The sequence below is a fragment of the Azonexus sp. MM2026_4 genome (assembly GCF_055901855.1).
The window spans coordinates 1,303,340-1,321,736 of sequence record NZ_CM148380.1 but is presented as its reverse complement, the minus strand read 5'-3'; the positions used below and the strand labels follow the sequence as shown (position 1 = coordinate 1,321,736).

The 18,397-nt window shown below is 59.0% G+C and carries 23 protein-coding genes; 10 read left to right on the top strand and 13 right to left on the bottom strand.

The annotated features are described in order from the left end of the window. Positions 1–534: 534 nt before the first annotated feature. The 3 genes from tnpA (AC0KWY_RS06155) (at position 535) to tnpC (AC0KWY_RS06145) (ending at position 2,815) form a co-directional block, all read left to right on the top strand. Entirely contained in the window at positions 535–903 is a 369-nt protein-coding gene (tnpA, locus tag AC0KWY_RS06155) for an IS66-like element accessory protein TnpA (RefSeq protein WP_474028756.1), read from the top strand. Then, a complete protein-coding gene (gene tnpB / locus AC0KWY_RS06150) occupies positions 900–1,229 on the top strand; it encodes an IS66 family insertion sequence element accessory protein TnpB (RefSeq protein ID WP_474026110.1) in 330 nt (109 codons plus the stop codon). Before tnpA (AC0KWY_RS06155) ends, tnpB (AC0KWY_RS06150) begins: the two co-directional genes overlap by 4 nt. Positions 1,230–1,291: 62 nt before the next feature. Continuing rightward, the gene (gene tnpC / locus AC0KWY_RS06145; protein WP_474028755.1) at positions 1,292–2,815 is read left to right on the top strand and encodes an IS66 family transposase; all 1,524 of its coding nucleotides are present in this window, start codon (positions 1,292–1,294) and stop codon (positions 2,813–2,815) included. Between the two features lie 60 nt (positions 2,816–2,875). Here the strand turns inward: tnpC (AC0KWY_RS06145) and AC0KWY_RS06140 are convergent, their stop codons facing one another. The 3 genes from AC0KWY_RS06140 to AC0KWY_RS06130 all read right to left on the bottom strand — a co-directional run bounded on the left by AC0KWY_RS06140 (position 2,876) and on the right by AC0KWY_RS06130 (position 4,307). Next, positions 2,876–3,049 (bottom strand): hypothetical protein, encoded by a 174-nt coding sequence (locus AC0KWY_RS06140; RefSeq protein ID WP_474028754.1) that lies wholly within the window; start codon positions 3,047–3,049, stop codon positions 2,876–2,878. Between the two features lie 336 nt (positions 3,050–3,385). Then, entirely contained in the window at positions 3,386–3,763 is a 378-nt protein-coding gene (locus AC0KWY_RS06135) for a hypothetical protein (protein ID WP_474028753.1), read from the bottom strand. Between the two features lie 130 nt (positions 3,764–3,893). Next, the gene (locus AC0KWY_RS06130) at positions 3,894–4,307 is read right to left on the bottom strand and encodes a DUF4288 domain-containing protein (RefSeq protein WP_474028752.1); all 414 of its coding nucleotides are present in this window, start codon (positions 4,305–4,307) and stop codon (positions 3,894–3,896) included. A gap of 314 nt (positions 4,308–4,621) precedes the next feature. Here AC0KWY_RS06130 and AC0KWY_RS06125 point away from each other — a divergent pair, with 314 nt between their 5' ends. Then, positions 4,622–5,986 carry an IS110 family RNA-guided transposase gene (locus AC0KWY_RS06125; protein ID WP_474028751.1) on the top strand — a complete coding sequence of 455 codons (1,365 nt, stop codon included), beginning with the start codon at positions 4,622–4,624 and terminating at the stop codon, positions 5,984–5,986. 1 nt (position 5,987) lies between these two features. Here AC0KWY_RS06125 and AC0KWY_RS06120 read toward each other — a convergent pair whose 3' ends face one another. The 4 genes from AC0KWY_RS06120 to tnpB (AC0KWY_RS06105) form a co-directional block, all read right to left on the bottom strand. Then, positions 5,988–6,425, bottom strand: a complete 438-nt coding sequence (locus tag AC0KWY_RS06120; protein WP_474028750.1) for a hypothetical protein — start codon at positions 6,423–6,425, stop codon at positions 5,988–5,990. Between the two features lie 506 nt (positions 6,426–6,931). Continuing rightward, positions 6,932–7,525 (bottom strand): plasmid pRiA4b ORF-3 family protein, encoded by a 594-nt coding sequence (locus AC0KWY_RS06115; protein ID WP_474028749.1) that lies wholly within the window; start codon positions 7,523–7,525, stop codon positions 6,932–6,934. A gap of 1 nt (position 7,526) precedes the next feature. Continuing rightward, complete coding sequence (gene tnpC, locus AC0KWY_RS06110; RefSeq protein WP_474028748.1) at positions 7,527–9,062, bottom strand: IS66 family transposase; 1,536 nt, start codon at positions 9,060–9,062, stop codon at positions 7,527–7,529. Between the two features lie 52 nt (positions 9,063–9,114). After that, entirely contained in the window at positions 9,115–9,468 is a 354-nt protein-coding gene (gene tnpB, locus AC0KWY_RS06105) for an IS66 family insertion sequence element accessory protein TnpB (protein ID WP_474029702.1), read from the bottom strand. Between the two features lie 99 nt (positions 9,469–9,567). On the opposite strand from tnpB (AC0KWY_RS06105), the gene AC0KWY_RS06100 reads away from it, so the two are divergent. Continuing rightward, a complete protein-coding gene (locus AC0KWY_RS06100; RefSeq protein WP_474026189.1) occupies positions 9,568–11,265 on the top strand; it encodes an IS1634 family transposase in 1,698 nt (565 codons plus the stop codon). Positions 11,266–11,386: 121 nt separating this feature from the next. On the opposite strand, the gene tnpA (AC0KWY_RS06095) is transcribed toward AC0KWY_RS06100, so the two are convergent. The 5 genes from tnpA (AC0KWY_RS06095) to AC0KWY_RS06075 form a co-directional block, all read right to left on the bottom strand. Continuing rightward, positions 11,387–11,824 carry an IS66-like element accessory protein TnpA gene (gene tnpA / locus AC0KWY_RS06095; RefSeq protein ID WP_474028747.1) on the bottom strand — a complete coding sequence of 146 codons (438 nt, stop codon included), beginning with the start codon at positions 11,822–11,824 and terminating at the stop codon, positions 11,387–11,389. 91 nt (positions 11,825–11,915) lie between these two features. Further along, positions 11,916–12,413 (bottom strand): DUF4240 domain-containing protein, encoded by a 498-nt coding sequence (locus AC0KWY_RS06090; protein ID WP_474028746.1) that lies wholly within the window; start codon positions 12,411–12,413, stop codon positions 11,916–11,918. Positions 12,414–13,040: 627 nt separating this feature from the next. Beyond that, positions 13,041–13,400 (bottom strand): hypothetical protein, encoded by a 360-nt coding sequence (locus AC0KWY_RS06085; RefSeq protein ID WP_474028745.1) that lies wholly within the window; start codon positions 13,398–13,400, stop codon positions 13,041–13,043. Positions 13,401–13,572: 172 nt separating this feature from the next. After that, entirely contained in the window at positions 13,573–13,818 is a 246-nt protein-coding gene (locus AC0KWY_RS06080; protein ID WP_474028744.1) for a hypothetical protein, read from the bottom strand. A gap of 167 nt (positions 13,819–13,985) precedes the next feature. Next, positions 13,986–14,291 (bottom strand): hypothetical protein, encoded by a 306-nt coding sequence (locus AC0KWY_RS06075; RefSeq protein WP_474028743.1) that lies wholly within the window; start codon positions 14,289–14,291, stop codon positions 13,986–13,988. Positions 14,292–14,443: 152 nt separating this feature from the next. On the opposite strand from AC0KWY_RS06075, the gene AC0KWY_RS06070 reads away from it, so the two are divergent. The 5 genes from AC0KWY_RS06070 to AC0KWY_RS06050 are packed head-to-tail and all read left to right on the top strand — an operon-like array spanning position 14,444 to position 17,397. Further along, positions 14,444–15,013, top strand: coding sequence for a phage integrase N-terminal SAM-like domain-containing protein (locus tag AC0KWY_RS06070; protein WP_474028742.1), 570 nt, complete (start codon positions 14,444–14,446; stop codon positions 15,011–15,013). After that, positions 14,898–15,452 (top strand): integron integrase, encoded by a 555-nt coding sequence (locus AC0KWY_RS06065; protein WP_474028741.1) that lies wholly within the window; start codon positions 14,898–14,900, stop codon positions 15,450–15,452. Before AC0KWY_RS06070 ends, AC0KWY_RS06065 begins: the two co-directional genes overlap by 116 nt. A 49-nt stretch (positions 15,453–15,501) precedes the next feature. Further along, positions 15,502–15,753 carry a type II toxin-antitoxin system CcdA family antitoxin gene (locus tag AC0KWY_RS06060; protein WP_474028740.1) on the top strand — a complete coding sequence of 84 codons (252 nt, stop codon included), beginning with the start codon at positions 15,502–15,504 and terminating at the stop codon, positions 15,751–15,753. After that, on the top strand, positions 15,750–16,079 hold the full coding sequence (locus tag AC0KWY_RS06055) for a CcdB family protein (protein ID WP_474028739.1): 330 nt from the start codon (positions 15,750–15,752) through the stop codon (positions 16,077–16,079). The genes AC0KWY_RS06060 and AC0KWY_RS06055 overlap by 4 nt, the downstream gene beginning before the upstream one ends. Positions 16,080–16,083: 4 nt before the next feature. Next, positions 16,084–17,397, top strand: a complete 1,314-nt coding sequence (locus AC0KWY_RS06050) for a replication-associated recombination protein A (protein ID WP_474028738.1) — start codon at positions 16,084–16,086, stop codon at positions 17,395–17,397. A gap of 7 nt (positions 17,398–17,404) precedes the next feature. On the opposite strand, the gene AC0KWY_RS06045 is transcribed toward AC0KWY_RS06050, so the two are convergent. Continuing rightward, positions 17,405–18,376, bottom strand: a complete 972-nt coding sequence (locus AC0KWY_RS06045) for a M14 family zinc carboxypeptidase (RefSeq protein ID WP_474028737.1) — start codon at positions 18,374–18,376, stop codon at positions 17,405–17,407. Positions 18,377–18,397 lie beyond the last annotated feature (21 nt).

Genomic DNA, 18,397 nt, shown 5'->3' with positions numbered 1-18,397 from the left:
CTTGAGTAGTGGAGTCGTCGGGCAACGACTCCACAATTGCTTTCTTCGCTCTTCAGGTGTTGTGACGGTTGTTGTGCCTGGAGCCGTTTAACTATTGACCTTTTGCGGGGCGGGGGGCCTTGCCGAGGCGCAACGGCGGTCGCTTTCTCTGGTAGGGGCCCACGTAGGGGTTGAAAAGCCCAGAATTTAGGGAATCGATAGCCGGACTACCCAGTTCTCAGAACTGTCATTCTCGGCGAGCCAAGGATTCAAGCACTTAGCCCGCCTTTTGGCGGGCTTTTTACGTTTTGGCGGCAGTGTTGCTGCACTTCTGTTGCGCTTCCGTGTGGAAATTCCGTAAGCGCCCGGCAAACCCATCTGTAAATTGACGCGTTAGACCGCGAAGATCGTGTCCCCTTAAAAACGATGGTGGACACTTTCGATGGAAATCCAGAAGCCAAGTCGGCGCCGTAAGCGCCCGGCAAACCCATCTATAAATTGACGTGCTAGACCGCGAAGATCGTGTCCCCTTATAAACGATGGTGGACACTTTCGATGGAGATCAAGAAGCCAAGTCGGCGCAGGCGGCATCACCCGGAGGAATTCAAGCTGGCGGTGATTGAGGCGTGCTGCGAACCAGGCGCCTCGGTCGCCGGCATTGCCATGGCCAATGGCGTTAACGCCAATCAGGTCCGCCGCTGGATGCGTGAGCGCGGGATCGAACCACCGACGCGACGCGTAGCGATGCCTGTGCTCGAAGCGACGCCGGCACCGGCCTTCGTGCAATTGCCGATGGCCCCGGCCATGCCGACATTGGGAGATATCCGGATCGAAGTCCGCCGGGGCAACACCGCGATCAAGCTCGACTGGCCGGCCCAGGCCGCCGGCGATTGTGCCGCCTGGTTGATCGACTGGCTGCGATGATCCGGGTCGATGCCTTGTGGTTGTCGACCCGGCCGCTCGACATGCGTGCAGGAACGGAAACGATCCTGGCCCAGGTCGTGCGGACCTTCGGCGAGGCGCAGCCACACCATGCCTATCTCTTTGCCAACCGCCGCGGAACCCGTCTGAAGGTGCTGGTGCATGATGGCTACGGCGTCTGGCTGGCCAACCGTCGTCTGAACCAGGGACGGTTTCAACTTCGCGCCGGCGATGGCCGCGTCGCCCTGACCCGGGGGCAATTCGATGCGCTGATGCTTGGCCTGCCGTGGGAACGTCTGGCCGATGGCGGGGTGATCCGGGTTTTATGACCGTCCACCATTGGGGAAGTCCACGATAGTCAGTTCGTCTTGCTGGCGGCATGATGTCGGTCATGACCTTGCCCGCCAACCTCGATCAACTGACCGCCGACGAACTGCGCGAACTGGTTCGCCAGCAATCGGCAGTCATCACGCACAAGGATCGCGAACTCAACTGGCGCAAGATCAAGATCGACAAGCTGACGCATGAAGTCGCGTACTACAAGCGCCACTACTTCGGCATCAAGGCCGAACGCCTGCCGGTGGAACAGGGCCAGTTGTTCGAGGAAACCCTCGCCGCCGACATGGCGGCGATCACCGAAGAACTCGAGCAGCTTTCCGAATCGAAACCGAAGGGCCAGGCCAAGCGCCAGCCCTTGCCGCCGGAACTGCCGCGCACCGAAATCCGCCACGAACCGGACTCGACCACCTGTACCTGCGGCTGCCAGATGCAACGCATCGGCGAAGATATCGCCGAGAAGCTGGACTACACGCCAGGCACCTTTACGGTCGAACGCCACATCCGCGGCAAGTGGGCCTGCAAGCAATGTGAAACGCTGATCCAGGCCCCGGTGCCCGCCCAGGTGATCGACAAGGGCATTCCGACCGCCGGTCTGCTCGCCCATGTGCTGATCGCCAAGTACCTGGATCACCTGCCGCTGTACCGTCAGGAAGGGATCTTCGGCCGGGCCGGTCTGCCGATCCCGCAATCGACCCTGGCCGAGTGGGTCGGCCGGATGGGCGTCACCCTGCAACCCCTGGTCGATGCCCTGAAGGTCGAGATGCTGAGCTACCCAGTGCTGCATGCCGACGAAACCCCGGTGGCGATGCTCGACCCCGGCGCCGGCAAGACGCATCGGGCCTACCTGTGGTCCTACAGCATCGGCGCCTTCGAGCCGATCAAGGCCGTCATCTACGATTTCGCCGACAGCCGGGCCGGCAAGCATGCCCAGGAATTCCTCGACACCTGGCGCGGCACACTCGTCTGCGACGATTATGCAGGCTACAAGGCGCTGATTGCCGATGGCGTGACCGAAGCCGGCTGCATGGCGCATGCACGCCGGAAATTCTTCGATCTGCATGCCAACAATCAGAGCCAGATTGCCCAGCAGGCACTGGCCTACATTCAGAAGCTCTACCAGGTGGAGCGGGAAGTTGCCGAATTGAGCCCTGACGAACGGCAACGAATCCGTCAGGCGCAGGCCAAACCGATTCTCGATGAATTTCACGATTGGCTGCCCCGGCACCGATGCCAGGTACCCAACGGCTCATCGACGGCCAAAGCGATGGATTACAGCCTCAAACGCTGGACGGCGCTCGTCTATTACATCGACGACGGTCAGGTGCCGATCGACAACAACTGGATCGAGAACCGCATCCGCCCGATTGCCACGGGCCGGAAGAACTGGCTATTTGCCGGTAGTCTGCGTGCTGGCAAGCGGGCTGCCGCCATCATGAGCCTGATCCAGTCCGCCAAGCTCAATGGCCACGATCCCTTCCTCTACCTGAAAGACATCCTGTCTCGCCTGCCAACCCAGCCCAACAGCCGGATCGGCGAATTGCTCCCGCATCGCTGGCTGCCAGAATCCGCTGCCTGAGTCAGAAATCAAGCTGGGTTTGCCGGTGGCTTACGGTTGGGCGTCATAGGGCAACAATCCTCATTGCGCACTACGGAGATCGATGGCGCGAGCGACACGCGATAGCAGACGCTCAGCTTCCTCAATGGTGGCACCGGTACGCGCATGAAACTCGGCGGTATCGATTGCAGCAGGCCCATTGATGATTTCGTTCAGGGCGTTGTTGATGAGGACCAAGTCATTGAGGTCGAACATGAGTTGAAGTTGTGGGTGACGAGTGCTCATATGTTCCGACACGGAAACCAAACGCCGCGGACAACAACTGGCCCGATGTTTGGCACAACATGGTTTTCGTCGAGGGCGCCGACACTCACGTTCTCAATGACGCGCGAAGAATTGAAGTCGCGCCCCGCCACGTAGCCGACAGACGACAGCAACTCATTGGCATCCTGGATTGAGTGAGCTGTGACCCCAAGCCCGAAGCCAGTGTCAGTGGGGAACCAGTAGCGGACTAGCATGACGCCCAACGTTTGAGTTCAGGGACCTTGCGCGGCTTTATGCGCAAGGTCCCCTGCAACGAATGGTTGGGCGTCATTGCGAAAACGCCTCTTCGCATTTCTTGGCAATGGCACTGACGGCCGCGAGGTGACGCGACCGCAGGGAATGACTGACTCGCCCGGGGAGGTTGCCGCTCTCTGCAATGATTGATAGCGCGGCTAATAGCTCGTTGATGGCTTCCGACTTCAAGGGCGGTGGATTCCTATCCATTGGCCAGTACAAACCAATGACTTGCGCCTTCTCGTGATACGTGACGCAGATCTCTGGCTCCCTAGTTCCGTTGAGCACGAGCGATTTGGCAATCCTACGTAACGAGGGAGGCAGCATGCGGATGATGATCTCAGCCTCTTTACGGCTTAGCCCGTGTGTTGCGCCATTCTGCACGGTGACCTTCATTTTGATGACGCCCAACGTTTGACTTCAGGGGCCGCCGGAGCCCGAAGGGCGGAGGGAACCGGCAAGCAAAGCTTGCCGGCGGTCCCCTGGAAGGATGGGTTGGGCGTCACCGGTCGAGCGCGCTCAAGTGACTCTTTGATATCGGTCATGCGCGGACGATCTCCTGAGCGATGGCGTTCAATTTGTGTTCGGGCGGAACAATCTTCCGTTGACGCTCCATAGGCATTAGCCGCTCTGTGATGTCGTACCAGACTTCGTTTTCTTCGCATTCAACTCCAAGGTGAAGAAGATCGAGAACACCGACAAACTGAAAATTGACCTTTCCACCAAGCCCATTCTTGTACGAGTGCTGAGCTTTGCGTCCAACGTCTTTGGCAAGAGCCAGAGCGTGCCTAGCTGTCTCAGCCTGAACAATCACGATGCGTTCTTCGCACAGCCGTCGCTTGTTTGATGCGCCTTTGGTGACGACGCGATATTGAAACAGCAATTTCGCGGCGTACCGTTCAAGGGACTCTTGAGTAGTCGTCATAGCTGTGGTGACGCCCAACGTGGAGGTCACCGGCGCTTCGCGGCTTTATCGCGCAGCGTCCGGTGGACCGCAGGGTTAGCGAAGTAATCGGGTCGGCGCCGCAAATCGCCCCGAAGAAACACGCGGCGAGCGCGTTGTGGCAAGGTGGAAAGCGGTGCCGCGGAAGACCGGAGTAGCAATGGTGCATATTGCCCGCGGGTTAGCGTGGTCCTGGGTGACGTCATCGACATTGGTGAATTGGTCAGGCGGTTCGCAGCCGTCGGGCCAATATCCCGTTTGAGAGAGTGAGCAAGACGACGTACCCGATGCGGCACCACTTTCCGCAACGAATGATGGAGCAAGCCATGGCCCAACGCAATCGTGCAAGCCTCAACCTTAAACCGGGCAAGTCCCGAGCCGCCCTGACGATCACCCACCCCAACGCCGCCGGCATCGATATTGGCAGCGCCTCCCATTTCGTGGCTGTGCCGCCGGAGCGGGATGACGAACCGGTGCGAGAGTTTCCCAGTTTCACGGTCAACCTCAACGCCTTGGCCGACTGGCTGACCCGTTGTGGCGTGGATACCGTGGCGATGGAATCGACGGGCGTGTACTGGATTCCCCTGTTCGAACTGCTTGAGACGCGGGGCTTCACGGTGCTGCTGGTCAACGCCCGTCACGTCAAGAACGTCTCGGGGCGCAAATCCGACGTACTCGACTGCCAGTGGCTGCAACAACTCATGACCTATGGACTGCTCAGTGGGGCGTTTCGGCCGAACGATGAAGTCTGTGCCTTGCGTTCGCTGTGGCGTCAGCGCGGCATGCTCTTGAAGAGTCAGGGGCGGCATGTGCAGCACATGCAAAAGGCGCTGACCCAGATGAACATTCAGTTGAGCAACGTCATCTCGGATGTGGTGGGCGAAACCGGCCAGAAGATTCTGCGGGCTATCGTCGCCGGCGAGCGTGATGGTCGGGTGCTGGCCGCCATGAAGAACGTCCGCATTCGGGCCAGCGTTGATGAAATTGCCAAGAGTCTGCAAGGTAACTGGCGTGCCGAGCACCTGTTCGCACTCAAGCAAGCACTGGCGGCCTTCGATTTCATCGGTACCCAGCTGACCGAGTGCGACCGGGAGATCGAGGCGCAACTCGAAGGTTTGCAGGTTCATGACGGCGATCCGGCCAAAGGCAAGAAGCGGGGTCGTGCCCGCAACGCACCGAAGTTTGATCTGCGTACCCAACTCTTCCGGATGTGTGGTGTGGATCTGACGCGCATCGATGGCATCGACGTGACCACGGCGCTGGCGGTGATCTCCGAGACCGGCACGGACATGTCACGCTTTGCCACGGTCAAGCACTTCACATGTTGGCTGGGCCTCTGCCCGGGCACCAAGATTACTGGCGGCAAGGTCATGAGCGGCAAGACCAAGCGCTGCGCAAACCGGGCGGCCCAGGCCTTGCGGCTGGCCGCCGCGGCGCTGCGTAGTAGTCAGTCGGCTTTGGGCGCCTACTTCCGGCGGATGTGCGCTCGTATGGACAAGCCCAAGGCCGTGACCGCAGCAGCTCACAAGCTGGCCCGCCTGATTTATACGATCCTGACCAAGGGCGAGGAATACACCGATCAAGGACAGGATTACTACGAGGAACGCTACCGCCAACGGGTACTCCGCCATTTGGCGCAGCGTGCCGAAAAAATGGGTATGAAACTCGTTGCCTCCGAACAGCTCGCTTGAGTCACTCATTAAAATCAATCACTTGGGTGGTGTTTCTTGAGAGCGCAAGGACGCCCCCTACCGCAACCGCTAGAAGCTTTAGCCAGTTGTAGAGCCAAGCGAAAAGTTGAATTCGCGAAAGCACCATCCAGCCTTGCCACTCGACATTGGGGCCACAGCGCCAAATCATGACAACGGATGCGATCGCATGGGCAAGGTAAGTGGAAGCCGCGACAACAAGATACAGCGCAAAGATCGATGAGTGGCGAATGCCATCACCATCCCGATAGGAAAAGGGGAGGATGAACAGAAACAGCACGGCAAGAACGAACAGCAAAATCAGACCACCGACAAAGTGAAACTTCCAATAGGCCCAAGACAATCGCCCTTGCCCTTTCCAGTGGCGAAGAACAATGTCAAGGACGGTTTCTGTTGCAGTGCTGTCGGCGGCGGAGGTCATGGAAATTGCGCTCTAACGTTTGAATTCACAGGACTGCGCGGCTTTTCGCGCAGGTCCGGTGGAATGATTGGTTGGGCATCACTGACACTTAGACGAACCTTGTTAAACACTCTGATTTCGTAAGTGCCTTCGCCCCGAGTTCTAGAAGCCAACGTGTCCAAAGACCGTAAGAATCGCGTGGCTCAAGCGTGCGATCGGCGAAAGGTTCGACGACTACGTCGTGTAACCATGGGCCTGAAGGTGAGAAGGTGGCGGTTTCAGCCGGAACATTTACAACCAGTTGTCCAACCTCCATAGGCTCGGATTCGCCAATATCCCAACCGGACGCGAGGACAAGAAATGCCATCTCGTTTTCCGAGCCAGCTGTCTTGCGCAATTGCATGCAGAGGCCACGGGTCATTGGTGTGATGCCCAACGTGCTAAATCACCGGGCGGCAAAAAGCGCAGCTTTTTGACGGTCCGGTGGATTGGGATGTTAGTAAGCGTCGTTCCGGGGCCGTCTTGAATCAGATTTTGAGGTCGTGCAGGGCGAGGCTGATGGCGACGACATCGACAAATGAGGGATCGAAGGTGTCGCCGTACCATTCACACATTGACTGGTGTTCGGGGTGTTTGGGATCAGCCATGATGGCCACAAAGTCCTGGTAGCCAGGGGCGCCACCGACATCTTCAGGCGGTGCGGCATTGGCAGCTTTGAGAAGCATCGCACGGTGGCTTAATTCCGGGTCGCCTGGCAACTTCTTCTCGACCTTGATCCGGTGTTCCCAGTGATCGCCGAAGTCGTAGATGTACTTGAACGAGGTCATGCCGCCCAAGGCGGTCTTGAGCTGGATACGTGTCTCCGAGCGAACCGGCTCCCAATCGAATTCCGGATCGGGAATGCCGAAGCGCTCGCCACCAAAGTCGAATTCATGCAGGTGGTAGTCACACCAGTCGAAGGTGATTTGCAGGACCTGATGCAGATTGCCCAACGTGATCGATTCCGGCACCACGATGCGCCGCCAGATCGTGGGCTTGATCCAGGCCAATTCGATCTTCAATTGCAATAGATCGGGAATCTTCTTGGCTCTGGGTTTCTTCAGGGGAATGACGTTGCTCATTTCAGGCGGCTTTCTGCAAGGGGACGGCGTGATCGGCGTAGAGATTCCAAGGAAGCAGTTCATCAATCCGGTTGATCGGATGCTCGGCAATCCGGGTCAGGATCGTACGTAGGTAAGCCTCGGGATCGATCCCATTGAGTTTTGCACTGCCGATCAGGCAATACATGCTGGCCGCGCGCTCGCCGCCGACATCCGAGCCGCCGAACAGGTAGTTCTTTCGACCCAGGGCGACACCGCGTAATGCGCGTTCCGCTGCATTGTTGTCGATTTCGATCCGGCCATCGGCGGCATAGCGAATCAAGGCCGACCAATGGTTGAGTGCATAGCCAATCGCGTCAGCGAGGCCGGACTTGCGCGATACCCGCTGGTGCTGCGCCTCCAGCCACGCATGCAACGCGTTCAGCAGGGGAAGGGCTTGTGCTTGACGCGTTGTCTGCCGATCACCGGGGGATTGGCCACGGATCTGACTTTCGATGGCATACAGGCCGGCAATTCGGGAAATTGCCTCTGCCGCGATCGGTGAAGCCTGGGCCCGATAGACATCCACGAATTTACGCCGGACATGCGCCCAGCAGGCGGCTTCCTGAATCTCGCCGGTTTCATACAGAGCATCGAACCCGCCATAGGCATCGGCTTGCAGGATGCCGCGGAAGAATTTCAGATGCTCGCGGGGATGCTGTCCCTTGCGGTCTTCCGAGTAGGCAAACCAGACTGCCGGCGGATCATTGCTGCCTGCCGGGCGATCATCCCGGACATACGTCCACAGCCGTGCCGTCTTGGTTCGTCCTTTGCCAGGCGCAAGCACGGGTAACGGCGTGTCGTCCGCATGCACCTTGCTGCTCCCCAGAACATAGCGACGAATCGCTTCGACCAGCGGCGAGAGCAATTCGTGGCAATGGCCGACCCATTCGGCCAATAGCGCTCGATCCAGGTCCAGACCGCTGCGCGCATAAATTGCGCTTTGCCGATAGAGCGGCAAGTGATCGCAGAACTTCCCGACCAGTACGTGGGCCAGCAAGGCCGGGCCGGCAAATCCTCGGGGAATCGGACGGGCGGGCGCTGCTGCTTGGGCGATGTGATCACACCGGGTGCAGGCCAGCTTGGGGCGTACATGGCGAATGACCTTGAAGCTGGCTGGCACGTACTCGATCATTTCCGACACGTCTTCACCGAGGTGCTTGAATTGCCCGCCACAATCCGGGCAGCACTCTGCTTCCGGTGCATGCGTCACCGTCTCGCGCGGCAGAGTTTCTGGGAAAGGCTTGCGATTTCTGGTTCGCGGCTTGGCTGCCGGTTCATCCGGCAAGGATGACATCGGCGAAACCTTGGCAACCGGCAACGGTTCGAAAGCCAGCGCCAGATCAAGTTGCCCCAATTGCGTCTGGGTTTCCGATTTCTGCCCAAAGTGGAGGCGACGGTATTTGGCAACCAGCAACTTCAGATGCGCGTTCTCTTCCGTCAGTATTTCAACCTGCTGACGCAACCTGTAGACTTCGCTGGAAGCTTGGTTGGTAGCTGGGTAGGCTGACTTGGGCATGACCGAAGTCTACGGGAATTCCGGCACCGTGAACAGCCCCCACAGGCACCATTCATGCAGCCCGTTCTGGCTGCCAGGAGCGCGCCGGGCGCCGCCAGTCGATACCCTCCAGAAGCATGGACAGTTGAGCTTTGCTCAGGTGAACGCCCACCTCGGTGGCATTCGGCCAGATAAACCGGCCGCGCTCAAGCCGCTTGGCAAACAGGCACAAGCCATCGCCATCCCACCAGAGCAGTTTGACAAGATCGCCGCGTCGGCCACGAAACACAAAGACATGCCCGCTGAATGGATCGGCTGCCAGGTGTTCTTGTGCAATCGCCGCCAATCCGTCAAAGCCACGGCGCACCCGAGTTCGACAGTTCGAGCCCAAAAAAGGCCATTTTCGAGCAGTTGCCCACGCAGCCATGCGGGTTTCAAGGCGATTTTCCAAAAAGTCGTGTAGTGGCACGTCGCTGGTTTTAATAGCTATATTTGACAAGCATTGCCGTGCTGGTAAAGTATTGGCATGTTCCTCAAGATCACTCGTTCCGGTCCGCGCCAGTATCTCCAGCTTGTCGAAGCCTTCCGTGACGACGCTGGCAAGGCCAAGCATCGCACCCTGGTCACGCTCGGTCGCCTGGATCAACTGACCGACAGCCTGGATTCCGTCATCTCTGGCCTGCTCAAGGTCACCGGTCGGCCGGATTTCCTGAATGCTCCATTGCCCGCAGTCGAGTTCGAATCGGCGCGTGCGCTCGGCAACGTCTGGGCACTCAACGAACTGTGGGAATCGCTGGGCTTTGGCGAACTGCGCCGCGTGTTCCGCAAGACCCGGCACAGCATCGATGTCGAAGCGCTGATTCGGGTCATGGTGTTCAATCGCCTGTGTGATCCGGAGTCGAAGCTCGGTATCTTGCGCTGGCTGGAGACGGTAGCGATGCCGGACGTTGAGGTGGAATCGATCACCCATCAGCATCTGCTGCGCAGTATGGATGCCCTGGTCGATCATCAAACTGAAGTCGATGCTATGGTCGCCAACTTGCTGCGCCCCTTGATCGATCAGGAATTGTCGGTGGTGTTCTACGACATGACCACCATTCGCACGGAAGGTACCTCTGACCAGGAAGGCGATGTCCGCCAGTTCGGCATGGCCAAGGAAGGCCTCATCGCCCGTCAGGTCATGCTGGGAGTGGTGCAAACGGGCGATGGCCTGCCGATTTATCACGAGGTGTTTGCCGGCAACACGGCGGAATCGCCCACCTTGTTGCCGACCTTGAAGACGGTGCTCGAACGCTTCCCGTCGATTTGCAGGGTGGTGCTGGTGGCAGATCGGGGCTTGCTGTCGCTGGATAACCTGGAGGCGCTCTCCGAGATCCGCCTGCAAAGCGGTGAGCCACTGGAATTTGTGCTGGCCGTTCCCGGACGACGCTACAGCGAATTTGCCGAACTGCTCGACAGCTTTCAGGCGCAGTGCGTCGATGCTGAGCAGGAAATCGTCAGCGAATTGCCGTGGCGTGGATTGCGCTTGGTCGTTGCCCACGATCCTGACGTCGCCAAGGATGCCCAGGCATTGCGCCGCGAACGAATCGAAGCGCTGGAAGCTCAGGCGAACGCGTGGGTAGGCAAACTCGATGCGCAGGATGCCGGGGTGAAAGCCCGTGGCAAAAAGCTCTCCGACAGCGGCGCCAAGGCGCGGCTGTATCACGCGGTCAAGGATGCGCATCTCGCCAATATCATTCGCGTCGATTTGAAGAATGAGCTCTTTGCCTACGAAATCGACCCCGATGCCCTGGCGCTGGCTGAACTGATGGATGGCAAATTGCTGCTGGTAACCAATACGCCGGATTTGTCGCCACAGTGCGTGGTTGACCGTTACAAGTCGCTCGCCGATATCGAGCGCGGCTTCCGGGTGCTGAAATCGGAAATCGAGATTGGCCCGGTGTTTCATCGACTGCCAGAGCGGATCAAGGCGCACGCTGCCATCTGCTTCATTGCCTTGATCCTTTACCGCGTCATGCGACAGCGATTGAGCAGCGCCGATGCGCAACTGTCGCCGGAGCGGGCGCTGCAGGAGTTGCAGAAGCTTCAGCATCATCAGATTCGCATCAATCAGGCCGAACGGCCAGTCACTGGCATTTCTCGCCTCTCCGAAACACAGGACCGCGTTTTTGCCGCTTTGAGATTGAAAAAACCGACGCAACCACAGCAACTTTCTCTCTTGTAGTACACGTTTTTGAACTGCGGTTCATATAAAACAACAGCTTGCGCGTTTAACTGTCGAACTCGGGGGCGCATGTCAGTCATGCCGGCGGCGAGCCAGATTTGTGTTCCTGCGGGCAGTCCGATCATGCCCGGGTCGCCAGGCAATCCAGCACCAGATGCAGTGCCGAGGCCGTGACATCACCACAGACGCGAATGCTGGTCTGGCCGTGGATGATCTCGATGTACCCCGGTTGCGGGGAGTCTGCAGCTTTTGTGGCTATTGGCTTTCCTTGTGCCGGTCCTGCGATTACCGGCAGAAATAGCGGCTGTGTCCCGACAGCCTTGCCATCGCCGTGCCTATCAAATTGCCCGGCCCGGTATTGGCGTCGCCATTTGAACACCATGTTCGTGTTCAGCCCGTACCGCAGTGCCAGCTTTGCTACCGAGACTCCCGGTTCGCAGGCTTCCACGGCCAGTCGGCGCTTGAACTCAAGCGGATAATTGGGGCGGCCACGCCGCCCTCCGGTAACAATCCCTGCTGTGTCCAAAAAATGGTCCCCACTACTTTGTTTGGCGGACACCACTTTCTCTCTGTTTCAGACTACTTGCCAGACGGCCATGAAAGGACGCTTACGGATGTTAGCCATCGATGTGGCCAAAGGAACGTGGCATTCACCTTTCCAGGTACTTGGCCGCCAGTTTTGGGAAAAGTGCAGGGAGTTCTGGTTCTGACCACTCCTTTCCAGACGGCATTGCCAATTCACTTGAGAAGTCGCGCTCCAGCTCACCGCCACCTTTGGCAGCAAATGTTTTCAGTGCCACGTAGCCAAATGACTCTAGATCGAAATAGTCACGGCGCTGCAATTCGGCTAGCGAATCTGGATTGGCTAAGGCTCTCTCGAAAACTTCTCGCCCCTCTGAGATAAGCCAGTCTCGAAAATAGCGAAATCCATCATCTGAGCAGCCATCGTTCATGACGTAGGCGGCGCCCCACAAGTCCCATCGGTTTGCGCGAAGGATCAACTCGTCGTAGCTGCGCTGAAAATTTTGTATGGCCGCTAGATCAAGCGATGAAAGCTGAACCCCCAATGCTGATGGCCTGGCCTCTACATCAGTGCCAGCGGCGGTTTTAGCTGCGTGGATGATTGCCCAAAACTGTTGTTCTTCCATTTTCAGAGGCTTTCCTTGGTTGTCGGCAAAAGCGCTTCGATGGCCACTAAACATGACCACCATGGTAGTGGCAGCGATTGCGAGAAAGTGTCGGCGTGCGAACGTCATGAAGGCTAACGTTGAAAATCACCGGACGTAGGCAAGCGCAGCTTGCCGGAGGTCCGGTGGATTGTAGTGTTGGGCTCTGGTAGCACGCTACTCGCTGACATGACCGACACCTTGTTGAAATACGAAATACCTACGTGGACGAATAAGGTGAGGTGTATTTTGCTTCCACCATGCAGCAGCTTCAGGATGCGCCGCTTCAAGAACCTGAATTGCCGCTAGTGATTCGACCAAGTAGCCTGACTCTCGCACGAACTTTCCCGTCAGCCACGCAAACAAACAAGAAAGTACGTTACGTGGCCCTGAGAGCACCCCTGCGGTTGGAAACACTTTGGCAGCAGAGCCTTGCTGTACCAGCGGTAGCGATAGACCAACCCATTTTTGGCGAACCCACTCGGGAGCCTCGCCTGGTGGCGTCGAAGTTATGTGAAGGAAAAGTGGAGGTTCGCTCATGGGGCCCAACGTTGAAAATCACCGGACGGAGGCAAGCGCAGCTTGCCGGAGGTCCGGTGGATTGTGATGTTAGCCCGCATGGCCTGGCTTTCTGCGCGAATGAATAAGCTCTTTGCAGCGAGAAGATACACGGGCGTTTGTTTCAGCGAGATGGGATAGAACTTGTTCCATCTCATCACCATCGGTGAACGGATATACGTCAAGGTGAAGTGCAATTAGCAGTTTGCGATTATCAGTACCTTCGCGTAGCCACGTTTCAATAGTTCTGTGGATGCTGCCGCCGTTGTCATTTGTCTGCCACGTCAGCAGATCGAATAGTTCGGCAACAAGCTCAAAGGGAACTGTTCTTGGGATTTCGGAGAAGAGGATATTGGCCAAGTCTGGTTCCCCAAACTCGGTAACTACGGCAGCAGCAGTATCGAAGGACACCGAATACTGCTGATCATCGCGCTCTACGCAGATTGCGTCCAAAGCAGCAGAGATAACGGAGTGCATGGTATGCGGGCTAACGTTTGAATTCACCGGACTGCGCGGCTTTTCGCGCAGGTCCGGTGGAATGATGGGTTGGGCGGCTCGTTACCTATGGATGCAACGGCAACCATTAAGCTCGCTCTTTGGGTGCAGGGAAAAACTTCGTGATTAAGAAAGCATATATTCCGAGTGGTACAAAGATTGGAACGATATGTAGCATGAGCGGATAGCCACTGATGTACGCAGCTAACCACGAATTGATGAGCGGACGAACTCCCCACAAATACGCAGGCAGCCAGATAAAAAATAGCAGGACGATAGACAGACCGGCTCGATCATTTGCTTTTTTGGCAACTAAGTATTGCTGTTGATCCATTTAACCCTCCCAGCAAGAAAATGGAAAAGCACTAATGTACTAAGCTTGATTGAGTGCATTTGACGCAATTCAGACCTGAATATGCTGTGTCTCTAGCCGCCAAACGTGGAATTGAGCGGCCTGCGCGGCTTTTCGCGCAGGTCCGCTCGACTGAAAGGTTATGCGTCTCAGCTTCTCTTGGCATTGGCATATTGCCTCACCGCAATGACAGTAGCAAAAGATGCAAGTGCACCAACCAGACCCCATGGAACGATGAGCGCGAGGGACCAAGCCGAGTACTCTGATGCTTCAGCGCCAAGCCAAACAGGCGACCAGTAGAGCAAGTAAGCGAGTAGGAACGGCACTGCGATAGCAGCCGCCCAGCGGGCAAAGCGATTTTCGAGCCGCCCGGAAAACAGGGCAATGACTACGGAAAACGCCGCAATAACGAATGCGCCCGAAACAAACGACAGAGATTCCAGTAGCTCTAGCACTTGGACGTCTTGAGGCCAGGAGAGCGCCGCGGAAAGAGACGCATAACGTTAAATGTGGCACCTAATTGACGGGAAGCTATCCGTCATATAGGCTGGATAAAAAACCAGCATAATGTTGTTTCAGTGACTTGGCAGATTTTAGGGGGGGCGCGATGAACACCTTGAATCCTTCGTTGCAGAAGCCTCTTGGCACTACGGCCCCCAGGTTGCTTGACCGCGTGCGCGAGAAAATTCGCTTGAAGCACTACAGCTTGCGCACCGAAGAGGCTTATACCGACTGGATTAAACGATTTATTCTGCATCATGGCAAGCGCCATCCTGATGGGATGGGCGCTGTTGAGGTGGCGGCGTTTCTGACGCATCTTGCGGTGGCGGGAAAGGTGGCGGCGTCGACGCAGAATCAGGCCAAAAGCGCCTTGCTGTTCCTGTATCGCGAGGTTCTTGAAATCGATCTTCCGTGGCTGGATAACGTTGAGCGCGCCAAGGCGCCGAAACGTTTGCCCGTGGTGCTGACAAGGGATGAGGTGCATGCCGTCCTGGGGCGTTTGATCGGAAGGCATCGTCTGATCGATCGGCGGCTTGTTGTACGGCTTGGGGATGCGCATCATGGAGTGCTTGCGTCTCCGGGTGAAGGATATCGAGTTTTCGCGTCGGGAAATCCTCATTCGCGATGGCAAGGGCTTCAAGGATCGGGTCACCATGCTTCCCGCCTCCTCCATTGAACCGCTACAGGCGCATTTGCTGCGGGTTCGCGAACTGCATGAGCGCGATCTGGCTGATGCTGTGGCGCCGGTTTTCCTGCCTTATGCCCTGTCGCGGAAGTATCCGGGGGCCGGGCGTGAATGGGGGTGGCAGTACGTGTTTCCGGCCGCCGGGTTGTCGGAAGATCCGCGCACTGGCGAGGTTCGGCGCCATCATCTCCTCGATCAGGCATTCCAGCGTGCGATGAAGCAGGCCGTCCGGGAGGCTGGTCTTGCCAAGCCGGCGACGCCGCATACCTTGCGCCATTCCTTTGCCACCCACCTGCTGGAATCGGGTTACGACATCCGTACTGTGCAGGAACTGCTGGGGCACTCGGACGTGTTGACGACGATGATCTACACGCATGTGCTCAATCGGGGCGGGCGGGGCGTGGTGTCGCCGCTGGATGCGGTGCGCTGAGTGGATTTATTCGTTTGTTGCGCATACCATGCGCAGAGGAGATTGCCTGATGAAACCGATGCCCCAAACCTCGCCGGCCAAGCGCCCGGTCAATTTGTTGCTCAATGAAGGCAACGTCGAGCGGGCGCGGCAGTACACCGCCAACCTGTCGGCCACGGTTGATGCCTTGCTGGCCGAGTTCGTCGAGCGCGAGCGCCTGCGCCGCGATGAGCAGCGCCAGCACTATGCGGCGCTGGCCGAGGCGTGGAACCGCCTGGAGGCGTTGAATGGTTCGTTTGCCGACGAACATTCGACGCTATGAGCCAGTTCGACGTGCATCGCAACGCCGGGCGGCACGCGGCGCTGATTCCCTTTGTCGTGGTCGTGCAGTCGGCGGTCTTCGACGAGCGTCAACGCCGGGTCGTGGTACCGCTGGTGGCCAGCGACGTGGCGCAGCAGCAGGTGAGTTTGCCGGCGTCGCGAGTGACGCCGGAGTTTTTCGTCGAGGGGCGCAAGGTGATCCTGAATCCACTGGAAATCGTTTCCGTGCCGCTCGATGCGCTGGGGCCATGCGTTGCTTCGCTGGCTGGCGAGGGCGAGGCCATCGTTACCGCGCTGGATGAAGTGTTTTCGCGTGCCTGGGGTTGAGTTCATGAGCGATTTGTTTTCCACCACCGAAGTTGACCGTTCCGCCCCGCTGGCCGAACAGTTGCGCCCGCAGACCCCGGACGAGGTGATCGGCCAGCAGCATCTGCTCGGGCCGGGCAAGCCGCTGCGCCTGGCGTTTGCTTCAGGCCAGCCGCATTCGATGATCCTGTGGGGACCGCCGGGTGTCGGCAAGACGACGCTGGCGCGGATGATGGCGACGCAGTTCCAGTGCGAATTCATTGCGCTGTCGGCGGTGTTCTCCGGGATCAAGGAAGTGCGCGAGGCGGTGGCGCAGGCCGAGCTGTGGAAGGTGCAGGGGCGGCGGACGATCCTCTTCGTCGATGAAATCCACCGCTTCAACAAGGCGCAGCAGGACGGTTTTTTGCCCTTTGTCGAGAGTGGGCTGTTCACCTTCATCGGCGCGACCACGGAAAACCCGTCGTTCGAGCTGAATTCGGCGCTGCTGTCGCGGGCTTCGGTCCATGTGCTGAAGTCGCTCGACGAGGCCGAGATGGGGCAATTGTTCGATCGCGCCGGGGCGCAGGCGCTGGCCGATCTGGCGTTTGACGAGGCCGCGCGGACGCGCCTGATCGGCCTGGCCGACGGTGACGCACGGCGCCTGCTCAACCTGCTCGAACAGGTGCGCACGGCGGCGCGGGCGGCGGGGGTGACGACGGTCGACGGCGCTTTCATCGAAGCCGCCATGGCGCAGAGCCTGCGCCGTTTCGACAAGGGCGGTGACGCCTTCTACGACCAGATTTCGGCGCTGCACAAGTCGGTGCGCGGTTCCAGCCCGGACGGCGCGCTGTACTGGTTCTGTCGCATGCTCGACGGTGGCGCCGACCCGCGCTATCTGGCGCGGCGGATCATCCGCATGGCCTGGGAAGACATCGGCCTGGCCGACCCGCGCGCCATGCAGATCGCCAACGACGCGGCCGAAACCTACGAGCGCCTGGGTTCGCCCGAAGGCGAGCTGGCCCTGGCGCAGGCGGTGACTTACCTGGCGGTGGCGGCCAAGTCGAACGCCGGCTACAACGCCTACAACGCGGCGCGCGCCTTCGTTGCCAAGGACGGCTCAAAGCCGGTGCCGGTGCATCTCAGGAACGCGCCGACCAAACTGATGAAGGAACTCGGCTACGGCAAGGCCTACCGCTACGCGCACGACGAGCCGGAAGCCTACGCCGCCGGCGAGAGCTACCTGCCGGACGGCATGCCGGAGCCCGGCTGGTACGCGCCGACGCCGCGCGGCCTGGAAGGCAAGATCGGTGAGAAACTTGCCCACCTGCGCGATCTGGATCGCAAGGCGGGCAAGAAGTAGAAAGCGCTCAGTCGATCTTCTTGTGATCGATGTTGCCCTTGAACACCGGCTCGCCGTATTTCTCCGGGCGTTTCGTCTCGGTTTTGGCGGTGCCGTTGCCGGCCTTGATGTTGCGGTCCATCCACTTCAGCATGTCCACCCACATCGCCCGCTGGTCGCGCGGCGACGGCATCATCGTCGCGTTCGGCAGTTCGATGGTGACCACCGGCACGTTCTTGTGCAGGCCGCCGTAGTTGCCCAGCGAACCGGGATAGACGCCGAGGCGGTTGAGCGCCAGGCGGCCGAAGCGCAGCGGTTGCGGCGCCGGGCCGTCGTAGTCGAGCAGGTTGTAGGGGGCGTGGATGCTGATGATGACGTCCGGCTTGTAGTCGGCGATCTGCTTTTCCAGCCAGCGCGTCTCGATTTCCGAGCCGCCGGCCTCGCCGGGAAAGCGCCGCGGGTCGCGGCCGGTGCGTTCGATCCAGTATTTCTTGGCGTCGCTGTCCCAGTCCGGCGTCGGGAAGTTGCGGTTGAGATCGACGCCCTTGCTGTTGACCCGGGTCGACGGGCGGATCAGCAGGCCATCCGGGTTGGATGCCGGAATCATCCGCCAGTGGTATTTTTTGCCGGCGTCCTCGCCGATCCATTCGAGCCAGCGGAAGACGATGGAGACGGCGGTCAGTTCGTCGCCGTGGATGCCGCCGATGACCAGCACGCGCGGCGCCTTTTCAGGATGCTTGCCGACGGCCTTGATGTCGCGCCAGACCAGCGCCCGGCCGCCGGCGGTGCGTTCGCTGTCGGCAACGAAGTGCTGTTTGCGGCAGTGTCCGGCGTCGACGCTGTGCAGGCGGGCGCCGAGGTCGTCGCACCAGGTGTCGGTGACGCTGGCGGTGGTCGAAGCGGGGGTAGAGGTGGCAGGGGCGGGGTTGGCGGAAGCGGAAGCGATGCAGGCGGCGGCAAGACTCACGGAAAGCAGGGTTGGGATGAAATGGCGGGTCATGCGGTTTGAATATTTATGGGG

Coding starts and splice junctions, on each gene's coding strand:
- AC0KWY_RS06090 (WP_474028746.1), bottom strand. CDS start 12,413: ATGGAAGAACAACAGTTTTGGGCAATCATCCACGCAGCTAAAACCGCC.
- AC0KWY_RS06060 (WP_474028740.1), top strand. CDS start 15,502: ATGAAACCGATGCCCCAAACCTCGCCGGCCAAGCGCCCGGTCAATTTG.
- tnpB (WP_474029702.1), bottom strand. CDS start 9,468: ATGGCTGCGTGGGCAACTGCTCGAAAATGGCCTTTTTTGGGCTCGAAC.
- AC0KWY_RS06050 (WP_474028738.1), top strand. CDS start 16,084: ATGAGCGATTTGTTTTCCACCACCGAAGTTGACCGTTCCGCCCCGCTG.
- AC0KWY_RS06115 (WP_474028749.1), bottom strand. CDS start 7,525: ATGAGCAACGTCATTCCCCTGAAGAAACCCAGAGCCAAGAAGATTCCC.
- AC0KWY_RS06120 (WP_474028750.1), bottom strand. CDS start 6,425: ATGACCTCCGCCGCCGACAGCACTGCAACAGAAACCGTCCTTGACATT.
- tnpB (WP_474026110.1), top strand. CDS start 900: ATGATCCGGGTCGATGCCTTGTGGTTGTCGACCCGGCCGCTCGACATG.
- tnpC (WP_474028755.1), top strand. CDS start 1,292: ATGACCTTGCCCGCCAACCTCGATCAACTGACCGCCGACGAACTGCGC.
- tnpA (WP_474028756.1), top strand. CDS start 535: ATGGAGATCAAGAAGCCAAGTCGGCGCAGGCGGCATCACCCGGAGGAA.
- AC0KWY_RS06045 (WP_474028737.1), bottom strand. CDS start 18,376: ATGACCCGCCATTTCATCCCAACCCTGCTTTCCGTGAGTCTTGCCGCC.
- AC0KWY_RS06140 (WP_474028754.1), bottom strand. CDS start 3,049: ATGTTCGACCTCAATGACTTGGTCCTCATCAACAACGCCCTGAACGAA.
- AC0KWY_RS06100 (WP_474026189.1), top strand. CDS start 9,568: ATGTTCCTCAAGATCACTCGTTCCGGTCCGCGCCAGTATCTCCAGCTT.
- tnpC (WP_474028748.1), bottom strand. CDS start 9,062: ATGCCCAAGTCAGCCTACCCAGCTACCAACCAAGCTTCCAGCGAAGTC.
- AC0KWY_RS06055 (WP_474028739.1), top strand. CDS start 15,750: ATGAGCCAGTTCGACGTGCATCGCAACGCCGGGCGGCACGCGGCGCTG.
- AC0KWY_RS06125 (WP_474028751.1), top strand. CDS start 4,622: ATGGCCCAACGCAATCGTGCAAGCCTCAACCTTAAACCGGGCAAGTCC.
- AC0KWY_RS06080 (WP_474028744.1), bottom strand. CDS start 13,818: ATGGATCAACAGCAATACTTAGTTGCCAAAAAAGCAAATGATCGAGCC.
- AC0KWY_RS06065 (WP_474028741.1), top strand. CDS start 14,898: ATGGAGTGCTTGCGTCTCCGGGTGAAGGATATCGAGTTTTCGCGTCGG.
- AC0KWY_RS06070 (WP_474028742.1), top strand. CDS start 14,444: ATGAACACCTTGAATCCTTCGTTGCAGAAGCCTCTTGGCACTACGGCC.